This window comes from Streptomyces sp. NBC_00996, assembly GCF_045162675.1.
Classification (GTDB): Bacteria; Actinomycetota; Actinomycetes; order Streptomycetales; family Streptomycetaceae; genus Streptomyces.
In genome coordinates, this window is record NZ_CP108723.1 from 2,438,148 (window position 1) to 2,457,817 (window position 19,670).

General features: G+C 70.2%; 18 protein-coding genes. 9 read left to right on the forward strand and 9 right to left on the reverse strand.

What is annotated here, in order from left to right:
- The first annotated feature begins 170 nt into the window (after positions 1-170).
- From OG390_RS11635 to OG390_RS11645, 3 genes are all read left to right on the forward strand, one after another.
- Positions 171-866: an SDR family NAD(P)-dependent oxidoreductase gene (locus OG390_RS11635; protein WP_406167228.1), complete on the forward strand. Its 696-nt coding sequence runs from the start codon at positions 171-173 to the stop codon at positions 864-866.
- The gene (locus OG390_RS11640) at positions 863-1,984 is read left to right on the forward strand and encodes an S-adenosylmethionine:tRNA ribosyltransferase-isomerase (protein ID WP_406167229.1); all 1,122 of its coding nucleotides are present in this window, start codon (positions 863-865) and stop codon (positions 1,982-1,984) included. The genes OG390_RS11635 and OG390_RS11640 overlap by 4 nt, the downstream gene beginning before the upstream one ends.
- A 298-nt stretch (positions 1,985-2,282) precedes the next feature.
- On the forward strand, positions 2,283-3,044 hold the full coding sequence (locus OG390_RS11645) for a transglycosylase SLT domain-containing protein (protein WP_406167231.1): 762 nt from the start codon (positions 2,283-2,285) through the stop codon (positions 3,042-3,044).
- A 79-nt stretch (positions 3,045-3,123) separates the two neighbouring features.
- Here the strand turns inward: OG390_RS11645 and OG390_RS11650 are convergent, their stop codons facing one another.
- Positions 3,124-5,622, reverse strand: coding sequence for an FHA domain-containing protein (locus OG390_RS11650; RefSeq protein WP_406177620.1), 2,499 nt, complete (start codon positions 5,620-5,622; stop codon positions 3,124-3,126).
- Between the two features lie 242 nt (positions 5,623-5,864).
- On the opposite strand from OG390_RS11650, the gene OG390_RS11655 reads away from it, so the two are divergent.
- Together OG390_RS11655 and serB are read left to right on the forward strand one after the other, a co-directional pair.
- Positions 5,865-7,646, forward strand: coding sequence for a streptophobe family protein (locus tag OG390_RS11655; protein WP_406167233.1), 1,782 nt, complete (start codon positions 5,865-5,867; stop codon positions 7,644-7,646).
- Between the two features lie 454 nt (positions 7,647-8,100).
- A complete protein-coding gene (gene serB / locus OG390_RS11660) occupies positions 8,101-9,312 on the forward strand; it encodes a phosphoserine phosphatase SerB (protein ID WP_406167235.1) in 1,212 nt (403 codons plus the stop codon).
- Positions 9,313-9,375: 63 nt separating this feature from the next.
- Here serB and OG390_RS11665 read toward each other — a convergent pair whose 3' ends face one another.
- The 4 genes from OG390_RS11665 to OG390_RS11680 all read right to left on the reverse strand — a co-directional run bounded on the left by OG390_RS11665 (position 9,376) and on the right by OG390_RS11680 (position 11,891).
- Entirely contained in the window at positions 9,376-9,894 is a 519-nt protein-coding gene (locus tag OG390_RS11665) for a SixA phosphatase family protein (RefSeq protein WP_406167237.1), read from the reverse strand.
- Between the two features lie 100 nt (positions 9,895-9,994).
- On the reverse strand, positions 9,995-10,210 hold the full coding sequence (locus tag OG390_RS11670) for a hypothetical protein (RefSeq protein ID WP_406167239.1): 216 nt from the start codon (positions 10,208-10,210) through the stop codon (positions 9,995-9,997).
- Between the two features lie 168 nt (positions 10,211-10,378).
- Complete coding sequence (locus OG390_RS11675; protein ID WP_369245614.1) at positions 10,379-10,495, reverse strand: SGM_5486 family transporter-associated protein; 117 nt, start codon at positions 10,493-10,495, stop codon at positions 10,379-10,381.
- Positions 10,496-10,526: 31 nt separating this feature from the next.
- Positions 10,527-11,891, reverse strand: coding sequence for a CynX/NimT family MFS transporter (locus OG390_RS11680; protein ID WP_406167241.1), 1,365 nt, complete (start codon positions 11,889-11,891; stop codon positions 10,527-10,529).
- Positions 11,892-11,992: 101 nt separating this feature from the next.
- Here OG390_RS11680 and OG390_RS11685 point away from each other — a divergent pair, with 101 nt between their 5' ends.
- A complete protein-coding gene (locus OG390_RS11685) occupies positions 11,993-12,700 on the forward strand; it encodes a FadR/GntR family transcriptional regulator (RefSeq protein WP_406177621.1) in 708 nt (235 codons plus the stop codon).
- Here OG390_RS11685 and OG390_RS11690 read toward each other — a convergent pair.
- The 3 genes from OG390_RS11690 to fabG form a co-directional block, all read right to left on the reverse strand.
- Entirely contained in the window at positions 12,684-13,028 is a 345-nt protein-coding gene (locus tag OG390_RS11690; RefSeq protein WP_399077403.1) for a hypothetical protein, read from the reverse strand. The genes OG390_RS11685 and OG390_RS11690 overlap by 17 nt on opposite strands.
- 152 nt (positions 13,029-13,180) lie before the next feature.
- Positions 13,181-13,948, reverse strand: a complete 768-nt coding sequence (gene fabI / locus OG390_RS11695; RefSeq protein WP_406167243.1) for an enoyl-ACP reductase FabI — start codon at positions 13,946-13,948, stop codon at positions 13,181-13,183.
- A gap of 5 nt (positions 13,949-13,953) precedes the next feature.
- Positions 13,954-14,658, reverse strand: coding sequence for a 3-oxoacyl-[acyl-carrier-protein] reductase (fabG, locus tag OG390_RS11700; RefSeq protein ID WP_406167245.1), 705 nt, complete (start codon positions 14,656-14,658; stop codon positions 13,954-13,956).
- 248 nt (positions 14,659-14,906) lie between these two features.
- Between fabG and OG390_RS11705 the strand changes: the two genes are divergently transcribed.
- The 3 genes from OG390_RS11705 to tyrS are packed head-to-tail and all read left to right on the forward strand — an operon-like array spanning position 14,907 to position 19,133.
- Positions 14,907-16,430 carry a TldD/PmbA family protein gene (locus OG390_RS11705; protein WP_406167246.1) on the forward strand — a complete coding sequence of 508 codons (1,524 nt, stop codon included), beginning with the start codon at positions 14,907-14,909 and terminating at the stop codon, positions 16,428-16,430.
- Complete coding sequence (locus OG390_RS11710) at positions 16,427-17,821, forward strand: metallopeptidase TldD-related protein (protein WP_406167248.1); 1,395 nt, start codon at positions 16,427-16,429, stop codon at positions 17,819-17,821. The genes OG390_RS11705 and OG390_RS11710 overlap by 4 nt, the downstream gene beginning before the upstream one ends.
- A gap of 43 nt (positions 17,822-17,864) precedes the next feature.
- A complete protein-coding gene (gene tyrS / locus OG390_RS11715; RefSeq protein ID WP_406167250.1) occupies positions 17,865-19,133 on the forward strand; it encodes a tyrosine--tRNA ligase in 1,269 nt (422 codons plus the stop codon).
- A gap of 99 nt (positions 19,134-19,232) precedes the next feature.
- Here the strand turns inward: tyrS and OG390_RS11720 are convergent, their stop codons facing one another.
- Complete coding sequence (locus tag OG390_RS11720; protein ID WP_399077416.1) at positions 19,233-19,508, reverse strand: GlsB/YeaQ/YmgE family stress response membrane protein; 276 nt, start codon at positions 19,506-19,508, stop codon at positions 19,233-19,235.
- Positions 19,509-19,670 lie beyond the last annotated feature (162 nt).

The window sequence follows — 19,670 nt, forward strand, 5'->3', positions numbered from 1 at the left end:
GGGGTGTGACAACGCGTATCGGACCTGTGATGGCGGTCGCCTGGGCCGGGAGGACTAGGACGAAGGGCCCTGGATCATTGCGGCCCGCGCACGAGGCGGTGGGGCGGCCGGGTTCCTAGGTTGAAGACACCCGCCGGGAGCGGCGGCCACGGGACGAGGGGACGGACGTCATGCCGGTAGCGATCATCACGGGGGCTTCGAAGGGGCTGGGGCGGGCGCTCGGTGCGGCCCTGGCGGAGCGCGGCTGGGATCTGGTGCTCGATGCCAGAACGGCCGGGGTTCTGGAGGAGACGGCGATGGCACTGTCCGGGTACGGGACGCGCGTGGAGGCGCTCCCCGGGGACGTCACGGACGCCGGGCACCGCGCCGAGCTGGTCGCGGCGGCCCGCAAGCTCGGTGGTGTCGACCTTCTGGTGAACAACGCGAGCGCGCTGGGGGCCGAGCCGCTGGTGCGTCTGGAGGAGCTGACCCTGGACGGCCTGCGGCAGGCCCTCGAGGTCAACGTCGTCGCCGTGCTGGGCCTGATCCAGGAGACGCTGCCGCTGCTGCGGGCCGCTCAGGCGGGCACCGTCATCGACATCAGCTCGGATGCCGCCGCCGAGGCGTACCCGACGTGGGGCGGCTACGGAGCGTCGAAGGCGGCCCTCGACCACCTCTCCGCCGTGCTCGGCGAGGAGGAGCCCGGCCTTCGGGTCTGGGCGGTCGACCCCGGGGACATGGCCACGGACCTGTACACGGCGGCCGTACCGGACGACGACGATCCACGGCCGACGCCCGGCAGTGTGGTTCCGGCCTTTCTGCGGCTGCTGGACGAGCGCCCGGTCAGTGGTCGTTACGGCGCCCCGGCTCTGCTGGAGGAGCGATGACGACCGCGATGGGGGTCCCCCCGTTCGAGCGCGGTCGAGAGCGGGGGAGGGCGCCGGAGAAGCTGTCGGCGCGGGTGCCGGCCGAGCAGCGTGGGTCCGGGCTCGACCGGGACTCCGTACGACTGCTGGTTTCGCGTGGCACCGAGGTGGCGCATCACGAGTTCGTGGATCTGCCCCGGCAGCTGAGGGCCGGGGATCTGCTCGTCGTCAACACCTCCACCACCCTGGCGGCCGCCGTCGACGGAAGGATCGGGCACGCGCGCGTGGTGGTGCATTTCTCCACGCGCGGCGATGACGGGCGGTGGGCGGTCGAGCTGCGGGATCCCGACGGACGGGGAACCACGCGCGCGCGTGCGGGCGGGCCCGCGGGAACAGAGGTCCGCCTCCCGGGGGCCGTAGGACTCGTACTGGAGGAGCCGCTGGCCTCGCGGAGCCCACGGCTGTGGTGGGCGCGGGTGTCGGACACGGACGTCCTGGGGCTGCTGCGGCGGCACGGGCGGCCCATTCGCTACTCCTACACAGAGAGAGACCAGCCGCTGTCCGTTTACCAGACGGTGTTCGCGCTGCCGTCCGCCGACGGCGCGGGCAGTGCGGAAATGCCGAGCGCGGCGCGCCCCTTCACCGCGCGCATGGTGGCGGAGCTGGTGAGCCGGGGTGTGCAGTTCGCGCCGATCACGCTGCACACGGGAGTGGCGTCGGCGGAGGCCCATGAGCCGCCGTATCCGGAGCGGTACGAGGTGCCCGAGGCGTCGGCGCGGCTGATCAACGCGGCGAAGGCCGGTGGAGGACGCATCATCGCGGTCGGTACGACGGCCGTGCGTGCCGTCGAGTCCGCGACGGGCCTCGACGGGGTGGTCCGGGCGGCGAAGGGGTTGACCGATCTCGTGGTGACCCCGGAGCGCGGGGTGCGGGTCGTCGACGGGCTGCTGACCGGGCTGCACGAGCCGGAGGCCTCGCATCTGCTGATGCTGGAGGCGATCGCGGGAGAGGTGGCGATCGACCGCAGCTACGACGAGGCACTGCGCGGGCTCTACCTGTGGCACGAGTTCGGGGACGTGCACCTCATCCTCCCGAGCGAGGCCCCTCACTCTGAGCATTGCTCCAGCAACTGTTGGTGAGATTGGCTCATGACCGATGTGAGCCCGCGCATAGGGCGCACATCACGTACGAACGGACATAGGAGATAAAGAGATCCCGCATGAGCGGGGCAGACGTAACGGTCTGCCCCGTTTTGCCCTTTCCGCGTCCACTACCCGGCTTCGTACGTCACACCTTTGCCACAGCATTTTGCGGCCGCTAAGAATTGCCTCCGTCGCTCAGCGCTGCGGGTTCCGCCCCACGGCGCTTGTTCCGGAAACACTCTGTCCCCACCGGACCGAGAGCGATCTCCGCGCTATTCGAAGAGGTCCATCAGTCATGACCAAGAACGTCACCACTCCTGGCCATAGTCCCAAGCTGACCAAGGCCCACAAGCTTTCGATCGCCGGTGTCGCGACCCTCGGTGCGGCCGCTCTCGCGTTCTCCCTGGTTCCGGGCAACTCCCAGACCACCACGACCGACGCCCTCTCCACGGCCCAGGTCGCCTACAGCGAGCAGCCGATCAAGGACGTGAAGGCCCGCATCACGGACCAGCTGGCCGGCGCCGATCTGAAGGCCCAGGCCGTCGCTGCGAAGAAGAAGGCCGCTGACGACGCCGCTGCCGCCGCGAAGAAGAAGGCGGCCGACGCTGCCGCCGCGAAGAAGGCCGCTGCCGAGACCGCCGCGAAGAAGAAGGCCGAGGAGGCTCGCGCCAAGGTGCAGGCCGCGAGCCGCTCCGCGCAGCGCCCCACGATCCAGACCGTCGCCATGAAGACCTACGCCAACAACCTCGACGGCTGGATCCGCCAGTCCCTGGACATCATGAAGAAGCACGGCATCCCGGGTTCCTACAACGGCCTGTACCGCAACATCATGCGGGAGTCCTCCGGCAACCCGAACGCCATCAACGGCTGGGACATCAACGCCATCAACGGCATCCCGTCGAAGGGTCTGCTCCAGGTCATCCCGCCGACCTTCAACGCGTACCACGTGGCCGGCACCTCGTGGAACATCTACGACCCGGTCGCCAACATCACGGCCGCCTGCAACTACGCGGCCGACAAGTACGGCTCGATGGACAACGTCAACAGCGCGTACTGAGGCCGAGCGCGGAGCTCCGACACGTACGCCGAAGGGCGGCACCCCCGAGGGGTGCCGCCCTTCCGCCATGCCTGAGCGATTACTTCCGCATGACCTCGGGCTCGTGGCGGCGCAGGAAGCGGGCCACGAAGAAGCCGCAGAGCACGCCGAGGACGATCAGGGCGATCATGTCCAGGGTCCAGGCCCCGGCCGTGTGGTCCCACAGCGGGTCCGTGCTGCTCGGGTCGTCCTGGTTCGGGAAGATGTTGTTGAAGTCCAGCGTGGTGCCGGAGGCGGCGACCGCCCAGCGGGCCGGCATCAGGTACGAGAACTGATTGACGCCGGGGGTGCCGTTGAGGATGAACAGGCAGCCCGTGAAGACGACCTGGACGATCGCGAACATGACCAGCAGCGGCATGGTCTTCTCGGCGGTCTTCACCAGCGAGGAGATGACCAGGCCGAACATCATCGACGCGAAGCCGAGGGCCATGATCGGGATGGTGAGTTCGACCTTGGGCAGGCTCTTCAGGATCAGGCCCTCGTCCGGGACCGTGCGGCTGCCGAAGCCGATCGCGCCGACGAGCGCGCCCTGCAGCACGGTCACCACACCGAGCACGATGACCTTGGACATCAGGTACGCGGAACGCGACAGACCCGTCGCACGCTCCCGTTCGTAGATGACCCGTTCCTTGATCAGCTCACGGACCGAGTTGGCGGCGCCCGCGAAGCACGCGCCGACCGCGAGGATCAGCAGCACCGTCGTCGCCGTGCCGTTCGCGACGTGCACGCCGGCCTTCGTGATGATCGGGTTGACCAGCAGCGTCTTGTCCGAGTCGATGAGCAGGCTCACCGCCCCGAGGACCGCCGGCAGGATCACCGTCAGCGCGAGGAAGCCCTTGTCGGAGGCGATCACCGAGACGTAGCGGCGGATCAGTGTCGTCAGCTGGGAACCCCAACTCTGCGGCTTGGGCGGCTTGATCGCCTGCGGCGGCGGCATGTTCGCCGACTGCGGGGCGACCGCGTCGATGTCCGCGGCGTACATCTGGTAGTGCTGCGAGCCCTTCCAGCGGCCCGCCCAGTCGTAGTCGCGGTAGTTCTCGAAGGCGGAGAAGACGTCGGCCCAGGTCTCGTAGCCGAAGAAGTTCAGCGCCTCCTCCGGCGGGCCGAAGTAGGCGACGGAGCCGCCGGGCGCCATCACCAGGAGCTTGTCGCAGATCGCCAGCTCGGCCACGGAGTGCGTGACGACGAGGACCGTACGGCCGTCGTCGGCGAGGCCGCGCAGCAACTGCATGACGTCGCGGTCCATGCCCGGGTCGAGGCCGGAGGTCGGCTCGTCCAGGAAGATCAGCGACGGCTTGGTGAGCAGTTCCAGGGCCACGGAGACGCGCTTGCGCTGGCCACCGGAGAGGGAGGTGACCTTCTTCTCCTTGTGGATGTCCAGCTTCAGCTCGCGCAGCACCTCGTCTATGCGGGCCTCGCGCTCCTCGCCGGTGGTGTCCGCGGGGAAGCGCAGCTTGGCCGCGTACTTGAGGGCCTTCTTGACGGTCAGTTCCTTGTGCAGGATGTCGTCCTGCGGGACCAGACCGATGCGCTGGCGCAGCTCGGCGAACTGCTTGTACAGGTTCCGGTTGTCGTAGAGGACGTCACCCTGGTTGGCGGGGCGGTAGCCCGTGAGCGCCTTCAGGAGCGTCGACTTGCCGGAGCCCGACGGGCCGATGACCGCGATGAGCGACTTCTCGGGCACGCCGAAGGAGACGTCCTTGAGGATCTGCTTGCCGCCGTCGACCGTGACGGTCAGGTGGCGGGCCGAGAAGGAGACCTCACCGGTGTCGACGAACTCCTCGAGGCGGTCGCCGACCAGACGGAACGTCGAGTGACCGACGCCGACGATGTCGTTCGGGCCGAGCAGCGCCGAGCCGCCCTTGGCGATCGGCATACCGTTGACGTACGTGCCGTTGTGCGAGCCGAGGTCGCGGATCTCGAAGCGGCCGTCGGGCGTCGCGTGGAACTCGGCGTGATGGCGCGAGACCTGGAGGTCCGAGACGACCAGCTCGTTCTCCAGCGCACGACCGATGCGCATCACACGGCCGAGCGAGAACTGGTGGAACGTGGTGGGGCTGCGGTCGCCGTAGACCGGCGGCGCCCCCGCGCCACCACCGGGTCCCTGCTGCGGCGGGATGTTCGCCGCCTGTTGCGGCTGCTGCCAGCCCTGCTCCGGCGCCTGCTGCTGCGGCGCCGGCTGGGCCCAGCCGGGGCTCGCGCCCTGCGCCGCGTACGGCTGTTGCTGAGGCTGGGCTACCGACGCCGCGGCGCCGGACACGTTCAGGCGCGGTCCGTCGGTCGCGTTGCCGAGGTGCACGGCCGAGCCGGGGCCGATCTCCATCTGGTGGATCCGCTGCCCCTGCACGAACGTGCCGTTGGTGCTGCCGTGGTCCTCGATGGCCCAACTGCGGCCGCCCCAGCTGATCGTGGCGTGACGCCAGGAGACCCTGGCGTCGTCGAGCACGATGTCTCCCTGCGGATCACGTCCGAGGGTGTATGGCCTGGACGCATCGAGCGTCCAGGTCCGTCCATTCAATTCCAGTACGAGTTCCGGCACTCCATGCCCCACTGAGTTGTCCCCCGAGTTACCCCCATCACAGGGAGTCTAGGGATGTCGAACATCGTGGGGAACTATTTCAGTAGGAGCCCCCTGACCGAAAGTCGGGCCTTGTGAAGGATGCGTTCGGGCGGGTTGCCCGTTTCCGTTGACGGGGTTGAAACCGGCCCGGAGAGTGGTAATCCCACACGAGGGGGGACATCCGCGGTGGATCGCCGCGGCGCGGATCGGGGGGTCTGACGATGAGTATCGAGACCGCGGACCACGGCGGCACTGTCAGGAGTGTGCCCTGGGGGGACGTGCTGCTGTCCGCGATCGCCTCTGTGAGCTGGGCGTTGATCGGAATGGCGGGCACGGCCGCGCTCGGACTGCATCTGCTCGGGGCCGACGCGGCGGGCTCGCTCGGGCCGATGACCGCCGCGGTGGTGGCACTTGGGGCCAATGGTGCGGTCAAGCCGTCCGGCGATGTGTCGGCCTTCGGCCTGAAAGGAGCCGAGGCGCACACGGCCATGCAGATCACGCCACTGGGTGTGGGGTTGGTCGGCGCACTCCTGATGTCCTGGTTCTTCTTACGGTCCTTGCGCGGGGCGGGAGTTGTGGTCACGCCCTTCGAACTCCTCGCGCGCGCGGGCGCGGTGGTTCTGCTCTTCGTGGCGACGCTGGGCGGGCTCGCCTGGGCCGGTCACGACATCATCACGATCGACGGGAGCAAGCTCGGGCTCGACAAGGTCACCGGTGGCGGCGGACTCGGCGACATCACGGACAAGCTCCCAGGCGGGCTCGGAGACCTCGGCGGGCTGCTGCCCGGCAAGATCGGCGATCTGGTGAACGCGAAGGCCGCCGTGGGATTCACGGTCGACACCGTGCCCACGCTGCTCGGGGGTGCGGCCTGGGCGGCCGGCATCCTGGTGATCGCCCTGCTGGCCTCCCGGCGTACGCCGCTGCCGCGCGGCTGGGAGGCCGTGCACCGGGTGGTGCGCCCCGCCGCCTCCGCGCTGGTCAGCGTGTTGCTGGTGGCGGTCCTGGCCGGGCTCGCGGCGGCCGCGTACGCGGCGATCGGCGACGCCCATCCCAAGCGGATCGCGGGCGCGGCCCTGCTCGGCGCGCCCAACGGCGTGTGGCTCGGCATCCCCATCGGCCTCTTCGTCCCCTGGGACGGCAAGGCCACGGGCGAGCTCGCCAAGCTGCTCCCCGACCCCCTGGACAAGCTGCTGAGCGTCAACTCCGACCAGCCCGTCACGCTGGGTCGACTCGCCGAACTCGACGGCCGCGTGTGGCTGTTGGGGGTGGCGACCGTGGTCATGATGCTGTTCGCGGGCGTCCTGGCCGCCGCGCGTACGCCATTTGTACGGGGGCCGGGTGCCGCCGTCGCGGGAGCTGCGGGTGCCACAGATGTGCGGGGCGGGGGTGCCCTCGGCTTCGCGGGGCGCTGCGCTCTTCGTCTGGGGGTCGTGGCGGCGCCGGCACTGGCGCTGCTCGCGTGGCTGACGGAGGTGTCCGCGGACGCCTCGCTGTCGGTGCTGGGCTTCGACGCGTTCGGTGCCGGGATCGAGTTGCACGGGCACCTGGGCATGGCGCTGCTGCTCGGCGCCGCGTGGGGTGCGGGGGCGGGGGCGGCGGGAGCGCTGCTGGCGTACGCGAGCGGGGCCGCGGGGCGGCGGGCGGCGCCGCTGGCACTGGGTGACGCCGGGCGCTCGGTGCCCGCGGCCGAGTACCCCGTGCTCGCCGGGGAGCCCGGACCGTACAGCCCCCAGAGCTCGTACCGTCCGCCGAATCCCGACACCAATCCGTATCTGCGACTGCCCGACGAGCTGCGGGAGCCGGACGTCGGGCGTCCGCCGGGAGGCAGGCGGCCGCCGGGGGCTTCGCCGCCGCGCGACGACGTGTACGGCGCGCCGACGGTGGTGGGGCCGATCGGGCCCCAGCCGAAGCGGCGGCAACAGGCGCGGCCGCAGGAGGGGCCCCCACCGCCACCGCCTGACGGAGGGACGCCGCCGCCACGGAGGCCGCGGGGGAGCCGGTGACTCGGGGGAGCCGGTGATACGCCTCCACCCGGTGGTGGGTCGGGGCCGTGCCGGTACATCCGCCCGTCGCCGGTGGATCAGACGTTGAGCTATGGGGAGCCGTTTCCGGATCCGGACGTAAGCGACGGGCACTCGATGGACCGGCACGGCCCCTCCTGTGCGTCCGCGACTGCGGGTGCGTGGGGCTTGCGGCACGATCTTTCGGCCCGGCAGGTACCCATCCGCTCGTCCGGCGTCCGAGGACGAGGCCGCTCAGGCCGATACGGGGGCTGGGGGTGGAGCCCCAGGGACGGGTAGGGGCGGAGGGGGCGAGAAGACCCGGGCTTCGGGCCACCGGGCAGGCCTTCCGCCGACGTACGGTGGCCGCGTCGGCGGGCGTCACCCAGAGTTCACTGTCCGCAGGGCGGACCGCGCGGGCGGAGGGCACTGGGTGCCGGATACGGTGGGAGGCACCATGAGCGCTTCGCAGACCTCTGACGTCCCCACTCTCCTCGTCAAGATCTTCGGCAAGGACCGGCCCGGCATCACGGCCGGACTCTTCGACACCCTCGCCGCCTACTCCGTCGACGTGGTCGACATCGAGCAGGTCGTCACCCGTGGCCGGATCGTGCTGTGCGCGCTCGTGACCGAGCCGCCCGCCGGACTCGAGGGTGATCTGCGGGCCACCGTCCACAGCTGGGCGGAGTCGATGAAGATGCAGGCGGAGATCATCTCCGGCCTGGGCGACAACCGGCCGCGCGGACTCGGACGTTCGCTCGTCACCGTGCTCGGACACCCGCTCACCGCGGAGTCGACGGCGTCGATCGCCGCGCGGATCACGAAGACCGGCGGCAATATCGACCGCATCTTCCGGCTCGCCAAGTACCCGGTGACGGCGGTCGAGTTCGCCGTGTCCGGTACGGAGACCGAGGCGCTGCGCACCGCGCTGATGACCGAGGCCTCGGCACTCGGTGTCGACATCGCGGTGGTCGCGGCGGGGCTGCACCGGCGGGCCCAGCGTCTCGTGGTGATGGATGTGGACTCGACGCTCATCCAGGACGAGGTGATCGAGCTCTTCGCCGCGCACGCCGGCTGCGAGGCCGAGGTCGCCGAGGTGACGGCGGCCGCGATGCGCGGGGAGCTGGACTTCGAGCAGTCGCTGCACGCGCGCGTGGCCCTCCTGAAGGGGCTGGACGCCTCGGTGGTGCACAAGGTGCGCGAGGAGGTGCGGCTCACGCCGGGGGCGCGCACGTTGATCCGTACGCTGAAACGGCTCGGCTTCCAAGTCGGTGTCGTCTCGGGCGGGTTCACTCAGGTCACCGATGACCTCAAGGAGCGGCTCGGGCTCGACTTCGCGCAGGCCAACACGCTGGAGATCCTCGACGGGAAGCTGACCGGCAGGGTCACCGGCGAGATCGTGGACCGCGCGGGCAAGGCGCGGCTGCTGCGCCGCTTCGCCGCCGAGGCGGGCGTACCGCTCGCCCAGACCGTGGCGATCGGCGACGGCGCCAACGACCTCGACATGCTCAACGCGGCGGGTCTCGGCGTCGCGTTCAACGCCAAGCCGGTCGTGCGCCAGGCCGCGCACACCGCGGTGAACTTCCCCTTCCTGGACACGGTGCTGTATCTGCTGGGTGTCACCCGCGAAGAGGTCGAGGCGGCGGACATGCACCTGGACGACCACTGAGCGCAGATGCACAGATGGGGCCCGGCACCGCCTTGGTGCCGGGCCCCATCCCGTGGACGCGGGTTACTCGTCCGGCGCCCAGTAGTCGATCAGCGTGGCCGCTCCGGGCTCCAGGGACTTCCAGGAGCCGTCGAAGGAGAGCACCGCGAAGGCGGCGGTGGGGAATCCTCGGCTGTTCATCCGGGTGCGGGTGTCGCCCTCGGCCTGGCCGGCCAGGATCTCCGCGAGGCCGTGCAGGCCCGGGTTGTGGCCGATCAGCACCACATTCTGCGCGTCGTCGGGGGTTTCGTTGAAAACGGCGATCAGCTCGCCGGGCGAGGCTTCGTAGAGCCGCTCCTCATAGACCGTTTTCGGCCGGTGCGGGAGCTCGTGGACGGCGAGCTTCCAGGTCTCGCGGGTCCTGGTCGCGGTGGAGCAGAGGGCCATATCGACGGGGATGCCGGTGTCGGCCAGCTTGCGTCCGGCGACGGCGGCGTCCATGCGGCCCCGGTCGGCGAGCGGCCGCTCGTGATCGGACACCTGTGGCCAGTCGGCTTTCGCATGCCGGAAGAGAACAATCCTGCGGGGTTCTGCGACGCTCATGCGTCCCAGCTTCGCATGAAACAGGCCATGTGGCGCAGGGAGTTGGCGCGCTCCCCCAGCAGGGGTGATCGGGCAGTCCGGCATGGCCCGTCGGGGGAGCTCAGGGCGCCTGGTGCAGCATCGTGTGCTGGACGTGCTCGAAGACCTGGGTGATCGCCGGGTCGCCGCCCGCGGCGTGCGCGTCCACCGGGTTGAGTATCAGGAGCAGCAGAGTGACGAAGGCGAGCGTCGGCAGGGCGAGGGCCCACCAGGGCAGCCGGATGTCGACGCGGCCCGAGGTCGCCGGATGGGGCCGGGTGTACGTACGGGCCGACATGACGCCTCCGTGGCTTCGAGTGCTCGGTGGTCCGCGTCCTCGCGGCCACATCTCGAAGTTACGGAATGCGCAGCCCGCAACCCATCCGGTGATCCACCCACTTACCCCTGACACTCACCCCCTAGGGGATGGGGGGGTTAGCCCTACCACCGGTGGCGGTCGGGCAGGTCAGGGCGAGGCGATCGTCGCGATGATGCCGATGATCACGGTGATGGCGAGGAACGTGCCGAAGACGAGCAGCATCTTCTTCTGGCCGTTCTGGGGGTTCGGTTCGAGCACTGGCATACGGCCAGTCTCGCACCCTTCGTCCGCCCCCTCAGGGGTGGGGTCGGTGCGCGGCCTCGTCCTCCACCGTGCGGTTGCGGCCCGCCAGAATGCCGACCCCGATCTGCGGGATCATCAGCCCGGCCATGAGCGCGAGCGGCAGGCCCCAGCCGCCGCTGTGCTGGTAGAGCACGCCCACCAGCAGGGGGCCCGGGATCGAGAGGAGATAGCCGGTGCTCTGGGCGAACGCCGAGAGCTTGGCGACGCCCGCGCCGGTCCTGGCCCGCATGCCGACCATGGTGAGGGCCAATGGGAAGGCGCAGTTGGAGACGCCGAGCAGCAGGGCCCAGGCCCACGCGCCGGTCGCCGGGGCGAAATACAGGCCCGCGTATCCGGCGAGTCCGCAGGCGCCGAGCACGACCACGATCGGCCCCTGATGGGGCAGCCGCGTGGCGAGACGCGGGATGACGAAGGCCAGCGGCACGCCCATCACCATGGTGACCGCGAGAAGCAGTCCGGCGGTCCCGGCCGCGACTCCGGCGTCGCGGAAGATCTGCGCCATCCAGCCCATCGTGATGTACGCGGCGGTGGCCTGGAGCCCGAAGAAGACGGCGAGCGCCCAGGCGGTAGGGCTGCGGGTGATGCGCAGCCCGTCGGGCTCCTGTCGAGCGGGTGTGCCGGTCCGGGTACCGTGACTCCGGCCGCCGGCGCCGGTCCCCGCATCGGTACGCCGACCGGCGGCACCGTCCTCGGAATCGGCACCCCGCGCGCGTACGAGCACAATCCACGGCGCCACGGCCGCCGCCGCGAGCCCCGCCCACACCGCTAGCCCGGACTTCCAGCTGCCGCCCAGGGCGTCGGTCATGGGCACGGTCACCGCGGCGGCGGCCGAGGTGCCGAGTGCGAGCGCCATCGAGTACAGGCCGGTCATGGAGCCGACCCGGTCCGGGAACCAGCGCTTGACGATCACCGGCATCAGGACGTTGCTGACGGCGATGCCCATGAGGGCGAGGGCGCTGGCGGCCAGGAAGCCGGCCGTGTTCCCGGCGTACGGCCGGATCGCCAGGCCCGCCGTGATGGCGACCATGCCCGCGCAGACGACCGCGCCGGGCCCGAAGCGGCGGGCGAGCCGCGGTGCCATGACACCGAAGACTGCGAAGCAGAGCGGCGGTACGGAGGTGAGCAGTCCGGCGACGCTGCCGCTCATGCCGAGTCCGTCGCGCACTTCTTCGAGGAGGGCGCCGAGGCTGGTGATGGCCGGGCGCAGGTTGAGCGCGGTGAGGACGATGCCGACGACCACGAGTCGCGTCGTCCACGCGCGCGTGGACGACGACGGGGGCTCCACGCTCTCGACGGAGCTGCGTATCGGTGTGGACGTCATCGTCCGGGTCTCCTCGCCAGTCATGTCGCCCATCATAGAATCATGGGATGATTGGCGGTCCCATCCCCTTGCGTTGATCTCCGGAGCCTCCGGCCCGCGTGACCGACCACCCCGTGCCGCCCGTACGAAGGACCGCCATGCCGCTGACCCACCCCCGCCGTTCGGCGCTGTCCGAGCAGGTCATCGCCGAGCTGCGGAACCAGATCACCTCGGGCGAGTGGCCAGTGGGCTCCCGCATCCCCACCGAGCCCGAGCTGGTCGAGCAACTCGGCGTCGCCCGCAACACGGTCCGAGAGGCCGTCCGCGCCCTCGCCCACAACGGACTGCTCGACATCCGCCAGGGGTCCGGCACTTACGTCGTGGCGACCAGCGAGCTGGCGGGCGTGATGCACCGCCGCTTCGCGGACGCCGACCCGCGGCACATCGCCGAACTGCGCTCCACCTTGGAGTCGAGCGCCGCGAAGCTGGCCGCCGAGCGGCGCACCGAGCGCGATCTGAAGCAGCTGGACGCGCTCCTCGCGCGCCGGGAGGAAGCGTGGGAGTCGGGCGACGCTGAGGCCTTCGTGACCGCCGACGCGACGTTCCACCTGGCGGTGGTGGCCGCGTCCCACAACGACGTCATGACGGCGATGTACGCGGACCTGGGCGAGGTGCTGCGTGACTGGCTGCGCGAGGACGTCGGCAAGGAGCTGACCCCGGAGACGTACATGGACCACGCCCGGCTCGTCGACGCGATCCGGGCGGGCGACGCGCAGGCAGCCGCGACGGAGGCCGCGGGCTATCCGTTCCTGTGCCGGCCGGGACGGCTCGGCGTGCAGGGCCCGGACCTCACCTCTGGTGGCTGATCCAGACCGAGCGGATCTCCTTCCAGCACCGGCCGGTGAGCCGCACCGTGGCGGCGGGCGCGGTGTCGACGAGGGTGCTGTCGGTGTCGAGGTCCCACCAGCGGGCGCACTCGATGTGCAGGCTGACCCGGTCGGTCTCCGGGTACGGGTTGTGGCAGTAGGCGACCACGCGGGAGCCGGTGACGCTGGTGCGGCACTCGGCGCCGAAGAGCTGCGGGCCAACGGGTTTTCCGGCCCCCACGCGCGCGTGGGGTGTGGCGTCGTACGGCAGAGCCATCACCAGAGCGACAGCGGCGAACACCGGGGCGAAGCGGCGGGACAGGCGCACAAGGGGACCTCCTCGGCCGTACGGCTGCGGGGCGGTGCGTACTCCCAGCGTGCGCGGTATGGGGGCCGGGCCGCCCGACCGGATGGGCCAAATGGGCGACGCCCCGGTCCCCGCACACTGCGGGAAACGGGGCGTCGGCCTCGCGGAGGAAATCAGGCGCCGATGGCGTGCAGACCGCCGTCCACGTGGATGATCTCGCCCGTGGTCTTCGGGAACCAGTCACTCAGAAGAGCGACGACACCGCGACCGGCCGGCTCCGGGTCCTTGAGGTCCCACTCCAGGGGCGCGCGGGAGTCCCACACCGCGGCGAGCTCGCTGAAGCCCGGGATGGACTTCGCGGCCATCGAGCCGATCGGGCCCGCCGAGATGAGGTTGGAGCGCACGTTCTGCTTGCCCAGGTCGCGGGCGAGGTAACGGTTGGTGGCCTCCAGTGCGGCCTTGGCCGGGCCCATCCAGTCGTACTGCGGCCAGGCGTACTGAGCGTCGAAGGTGAGGCCGACGACCGAGCCGCCGTTCTGCATCAGCGGCAGGCAGGCCATGGTCAGCGACTTCAGGGAGAACGCCGAGACGTGCATGGCCGTGGCCACCGACTCGAAGGGCGTGTTCAGGAAGTTGCCACCGAGGGCGTCCTGCGGCGCGAAGCCGATGGAGTGGACGACGCCGTCGAGGCTGCCCAGCTCCTCACCGACGATGTCGGCCAGGCGGGCGAGGTGCTCGTCGTTGGTGACGTCGAGCTCGATGACCTTGGTGGGCTTGGGAAGCTTCTTGGCGATGCGCTCGGTCAGCGTGGGCCGCGGGAACGCGGTCAGGATGATCTCGGCGCCCTGCTCCTGGGCCAGCTTGGCGGTGTGGAAGGCGATGGAGGACTCCATCAGCACACCGGTGATCAGGACGCGCTTGCCCTCGAGAATTCCGCTCATGGTGTTCAGTGACCCATTCCCAGTCCGCCGTCAACGGGGATGACGGCTCCAGTGATGTACGAGGCGTCGTCCGAGGCGAGGAACCGCACCGTCGCGGCGATCTCCTCGGGCTGCGCGTACCGGCCCAGCGGCACCTGCGACACGATGTTCGCACGCTGCTCGTCGTTGAGCGCCTGGGTCATGTCCGTGTCGACGAAACCGGGCGCGACGACGTTGAACGTGATGTTGCGCGAGCCCAGCTCCCGTGCGAGCGAGCGGGCGAAACCGACCAGGGCGGCCTTGGAGGCGGCGTAGTTCGCCTGCCCCGCCGAGCCGAGCAGCCCGACGACCGACGAGATGAGGACGACGCGGCCCTTCTTGGCGCGCAGCATGCCGCGGTTGGCGCGCTTGACGACGCGGAAGGCGCCGGTGAGGTTGGTGTCGATGACCGAGGTGAAGTCCTCCTCGGACATGCGCATCAGCAGCTGGTCCTTGGTGACGCCGGCGTTGGCGACGAGGACCTCGACCGGGCCGTGCTCGGCCTCGATCTCCTTGTAGGCCTGCTCCACCTGCTCGGTGTCGGTGATGTCGCACTTGACGGCGAGGAAGCCGGCCGGCGGCTCACCGGAGCGGTATGTGATCGCGACCTTGTCGCCGGCATCGGCGAACGCGCGGGCGATGGCGAGGCCGATGCCCCGGTTGCCTCCGGTGACGAGAACCGAGCGGCTCAACGGATCACCCTTTCGATAGCGGAATGGAACCCCTGCAAGACAGGCGCCTTCATCGAAAACCTATCGGTCCGGTCCGCCGTGCGGAGAATCGGGCACCAACAGTGGGACCGGGGACTGACTGTCGGATCCCTACAGAAAGCCGTGGTCGGTCGACCGAAAGTTGCGGCCCGCCCGGGAAAGACGTGGCCGCCGGACCCGCCCGCGCGACATGATCGGACCCGACGGGCCACGACAGCAGGGAGACCTCGGTGCCTCATTCCATCGACGAAGCCTTCACGGCGCTACCGCTGCGCGCCCTGGCCGACGCCGCGCTCGCGCGGGCGCGGGCGCTGGGCGCCGAGCACGCGGACTTCCGGTTCGAGCGGGTGCGCAGCGCGGCCTGGCGGCTGCGGGACGCCAAGCCCGCCGGGTCGTCGGACACCACGGATCTGGGGTATGCGGTGCGGGTGGTGCACGGCGGGACCTGGGGGTTCGCGTCGGGCGTGGATCTGACGATGGACGCCGCGGCGAAGGTGGCGTCGCAGGCCGTGGCGATGGCGAAGCTGTCGGCCCAGGTGATCAAGGCGGCCGGGTCCGACGAGCGGGTGGAGCTGGCGGACGAGCCGGTGCACGCCGAGAAGTCGTGGATCTCCTCGTACGACATCGACCCGTTCTCCGTACCGGACAAGGAGAAGGCGGGGCTCCTCGCGGACTGGAGCGCTCGGCTGCTGGCGGCCGACGGCGTCGATCACGTCGACGCCTCGCTGCTGACCGTGCACGAGAACAAGTTCTACGCCGACACCGCCGGGACCGTGACCACGCAGCAGCGTGTGCGGCTGCACCCACAGCTCACCGCCGTGTCCGTCGACGAGTCCAGCGGCGAGTTCGACTCGATGCGGACCCTCGCGCCGCCGGTCGGGCGCGGCTGGGAGTACCTGATGGGCACAGGCTGGGACTGGGAGTCCGAACTCGGGCAGATCCCGGAGCTGCTGGCAGAGAAGATGCGGGCGCCGAGCGTCGAGTCGGGCGTGTACGACCTCGTCGTCGACCCCTCCAACCTGTGGCTGACCATCCACGAGTCCATCGGCCACGCCACCGAGCTGGACCGGGCGCTCGGCTACGAGGCCGCGTACGCCGGGACCTCCTTCGCCACCTTCGACCAGCTGGGCAAGCTGAGGTACGGCTCCGAGCTGATGAACGTCACCGGTGACCGGACCGCCGAGCACGGCCTCGCGACCATCGGCTACGACGACGAGGGGGTGGCAGGGCAGTCCTGGGACCTCGTCAAGGACGGGACGCTCGTCGGGTACCAGCTGGACCGGCGCATCGCGAAACTGACCGGCTTCGAGCGGTCCAACGGGTGCGCGTACGCCGACTCCCCCGGGCATGTGCCCGTGCAGCGCATGGCCAATGTGTCCCTGCAGCCGGATCCGGCCGGGATGTCGACGGAGGATCTCATCGGGGGCGTCGACCGCGGCATCTACGTCGTCGGGGACCGGTCCTGGTCCATCGACATGCAGCGCTACAACTTCCAGTTCACCGGGCAGCGCTTCTTCAAGATCGAGAACGGTCGGATCACCGGTCAGCTGCGCGATGTCGCGTACCAGGCGACGACCACCGACTTCTGGGGTTCGATGGCCGCGGTGGGCGGCCCGCAGACCTATGTCCTGGGCGGTGCCTTCAACTGCGGCAAGGCCCAGCCGGGCCAGGTCGCGGCGGTCTCGCACGGCTGCCCGTCCGCCCTCTTCAAGGGTGTCAACATCCTCAACACCACGCAGGAGGCCGGTCGATGAGTGCTCGCACCAACAAGCCGCACGAGGTCGTCGAGCGCGCCCTCGACCTCTCCCGGGCCGACGGCTGCGTGGTGATCGCCGACGAGGAGTCGACCGCCAACCTGCGCTGGGCCGGCAACGCGCTGACCACGAACGGGGTCACGCGCGGGCGCACGCTGACCGTGATCGCCACTGTCGACGGCCGCGAGGGCACGGCGGCCGGGGTCGTCTCGCGCTCGGCGGTGACCGCCGACGAGCTGGAGCCGCTGGTGCGGGCCGCCGAGGCCGCCGCGCGTGGCGCGGGTCCCGCAGAGGACGCCCAGCCGCTGATCACCGGTGTGCCGGAGTCCCCCGACTTCACGGACGCGCCCGCCGAGACCTCGTCCGCCGTCTTCGCGGACTTCGCGCCGGCGCTCGGCGAATCGTTCGCACGCGCGCGTGTCGGCGGCCGCGAGCTCTACGGGTTCGCCAACCACGAACTCGTCTCCAGCTATCTCGGTACGTCGACGGGGCTGCGTCTGCGGCACGACCAGCCCAAGGGCACGCTGGAGCTCAACGCGAAGTCGCCGGACCGTACGCGCTCGGCGTGGGCCGGGCGGTCCACGCGGGACTTCAAGGACGTCGACCCGGCGGCGCTGGACGCGGAGCTGGCGGTACGACTCGGCTGGGCCGAGCGGCGCATCGACCTGCCCGCGGGGCGCTACGAGACGCTGCTGCCGCCGACCGCCGTCGCGGACCTGCTGATCTACCAGATGTGGTCGGCGGCGGCCCGGGACGCGGCGGAGGGCCGGACGGTCTTCAGCAAGCCGGGTGGCGGCACTCGAGTCGGCGAGAAGTTCACCGAGCTGCCGCTGTCGCTGCGCAGCGACCCGAACGAGCCGGGCCTGGAGACCGCCCCGTTCGTCCTCGCGCACTCCTCCGGCGACGACGCGTCCGTGTTCGACAACGGGCTGCCGCTCACGGCCACCGAGTGGATCCGCGAGGGCGAGCTGAAGCACCTGTCGACCACCCGGCACAGCGCGGGCCTGACCGGGCTTCCGGTGACGCCGTCGATCGGCAACCTCGTCCTGGACGGCGGCGCGGACCGTTCCCTGGAGGAGATGGTCGCCGCCACCGAGCGCGGCCTGCTGCTGACCTGCCTCTGGTACATCCGTGAAGTCGACCCGGCGACGCTGCTGCTGACCGGGCTGACCCGGGACGGCGTCTACCTCGTCGAAAACGGCCAGGTAGTCGGTGAGGTGAACAACTTCCGGTTCAACGAGTCGCCGGTGGACCTGCTGGGCCGGGCCACGGAGGCGGGGCGGACGGAAAAGACGCTGCCGCGGGAGTGGAGCGACTGGTTCACTAGGGCTGCGATGCCGGCCCTGCGGGTGCCGGACTTCAATATGAGCTCTGTCAGTCAGGGCGTATAACCTCGTACCTGATTACGAGACCGCTGAAGGAGATACGAGAACCGTGACGGACATCGTCGACGAGCTGAAGTGGCGGGGTCTGTTCGCCCTGTCCACTGACGAAGATGCTTTGCGCAAGGCGCTCGCGGACGGTCCCGTCACGTTCTATTGCGGCTTCGACCCGACCGCGGCCAGCCTGCACGTCGGCCACCTGGTGCAGGTCCTGACCATGCGCCGCCTTCAGCAGGCGGGCCTGCGCCCGCTCGCCCTGGTCGGCGGCGCGACGGGCCAGATCGGTGACCCGCGCCCGACGGCGGAGCGCACGCTGAACGACCCGGAGACCATCGCGAACTGGGTGACCCGGCTGCGCTCACAGATCGAGCCGTTCCTGTCCTTCGAGGGCGAGAACGCCGCGGTCATGGTGAACAACCTCGACTGGACGGCCGGCCTGTCGGCCATCGAGTTCCTGCGGGACATCGGCAAACACTTCCGCGTGAACAAGATGCTGACGAAGGACTCCGTGGCCCGGCGCCTGGAGTCCGAGGAAGGCATCAGCTACACGGAGTTCAGCTACCAGCTGCTGCAGGGCATGGACTTCCTGGAGCTGTACCGACGCCACGGCTGCACGCTGCAGCAGGGCGGCAGCGACCAGTGGGGCAACCTCACCGCGGGCCTGGATCTGATCCACCGCCTGGAGCCGCACGCCAATGTGCACGCGCTGGCGACGCCGCTGATGACCAAGGCGGACGGCACCAAGTTCGGCAAGACCGAGGGCGGCGCCATCTGGCTCGACCCCGAGATGACGACGCCGTACGCGTTCTACCAGTTCTGGCTGAACGTGGACGACCGGGACGTCTCGACGTACATGCGGATCCTGTCCTTCAAGTCCCGCGAGGAACTCGAAGAGCTGGAGAAGCAGACCGAGGAGCGCCCCCAGGCCCGCGCCGCGCAGCGCGCACTGGCCGAGGAGCTGACGACGCTGGTGCACGGCGCCGACCAGACGGCCGCCGTGATCGCCGCGTCCAAGGCCCTCTTCGGCCAGGGCGAGCTGGCCGAACTCGACGAGAAGACGCTGGCCGCGGCCCTCTCCGAGGTGCCGCACATCCAGGTCGCCGAGCTCGGTCTCGTCGTGGACCTCTTCGCGGAGGTCGGCCTGGTGGCCAGCAAGTCCGCCGCGCGCCGCACGGTCAAGGAGGGCGGGGCGTACGTGAACAACGTGAAGGTCGCCGCCGAGGACGCGACCCCCGCCGAGGAGGACCTGCTGCAGGGGCGCTGGCTGGTGCTGCGCCGGGGCAAGAAGAACCTTGCCGCGGTGGAGGTCACGGGCGGCTGAGTCCGAGCATGCACGTAGGGGGCGGCTCCGTCACGGGCCGTCCCCTACGTCGTACCGCCACGCCTGCCGGTCGCACCGCCGAACCGTCGGGTCGTGCCGTCAGGCCTTCACCTTGTTGCCCCGGACCGCCATGTAGAGCATGTCCCCCAGGAACACGATGATGATCGCGGCCACGAGCTGGAACAGATGCCGCATCCAGTCGATGCCGGCGGTGGCCTCCACGCCGACCGCACGGGCGACCGCGTTGCCGACGATCGCGCCGAGGATGCCGAAGATGGTGGTCAGCCAGAGCGGGCTGTGCTGCTTTCCCGGAATGATCGCCTTGGCGATCAGGCCCAGCACGAACCCGACGATGATCGCCCACAACCAGCCCATGTCTGCCTCCTAGTACGGCTCTGCGCGAGCAGTACGCCCAGTCTCGCGCTGCCCGCCATACGGCGCATGTGGTGCGGAGCCATACGCGGTACGACGCATCATGTCCGACCGGTCAGGACATGACCCGGTCTCGAATGCGACGCAGCCGCGGCGTAACGTGGG

Coding starts and splice junctions, on each gene's coding strand:
- OG390_RS11655 (WP_406167233.1), top strand. CDS start 5,865: ATGAGTATCGAGACCGCGGACCACGGCGGCACTGTCAGGAGTGTGCCC.
- OG390_RS11635 (WP_406167228.1), top strand. CDS start 171: ATGCCGGTAGCGATCATCACGGGGGCTTCGAAGGGGCTGGGGCGGGCG.
- fabI (WP_406167243.1), bottom strand. CDS start 13,948: ATGAGCGGAATTCTCGAGGGCAAGCGCGTCCTGATCACCGGTGTGCTG.
- OG390_RS11685 (WP_406177621.1), top strand. CDS start 11,993: ATGCCGCTGACCCACCCCCGCCGTTCGGCGCTGTCCGAGCAGGTCATC.
- OG390_RS11670 (WP_406167239.1), bottom strand. CDS start 10,210: ATGTCGGCCCGTACGTACACCCGGCCCCATCCGGCGACCTCGGGCCGC.
- OG390_RS11645 (WP_406167231.1), top strand. CDS start 2,283: ATGACCAAGAACGTCACCACTCCTGGCCATAGTCCCAAGCTGACCAAG.
- OG390_RS11675 (WP_369245614.1), bottom strand. CDS start 10,495: ATGCCAGTGCTCGAACCGAACCCCCAGAACGGCCAGAAGAAGATGCTG.
- OG390_RS11710 (WP_406167248.1), top strand. CDS start 16,427: ATGAGTGCTCGCACCAACAAGCCGCACGAGGTCGTCGAGCGCGCCCTC.
- OG390_RS11640 (WP_406167229.1), top strand. CDS start 863: ATGACGACCGCGATGGGGGTCCCCCCGTTCGAGCGCGGTCGAGAGCGG.
- OG390_RS11680 (WP_406167241.1), bottom strand. CDS start 11,891: ATGATGGGCGACATGACTGGCGAGGAGACCCGGACGATGACGTCCACA.
- OG390_RS11720 (WP_399077416.1), bottom strand. CDS start 19,508: ATGGGCTGGTTGTGGGCGATCATCGTCGGGTTCGTGCTGGGCCTGATC.
- OG390_RS11665 (WP_406167237.1), bottom strand. CDS start 9,894: ATGAGCGTCGCAGAACCCCGCAGGATTGTTCTCTTCCGGCATGCGAAA.
- serB (WP_406167235.1), top strand. CDS start 8,101: ATGAGCGCTTCGCAGACCTCTGACGTCCCCACTCTCCTCGTCAAGATC.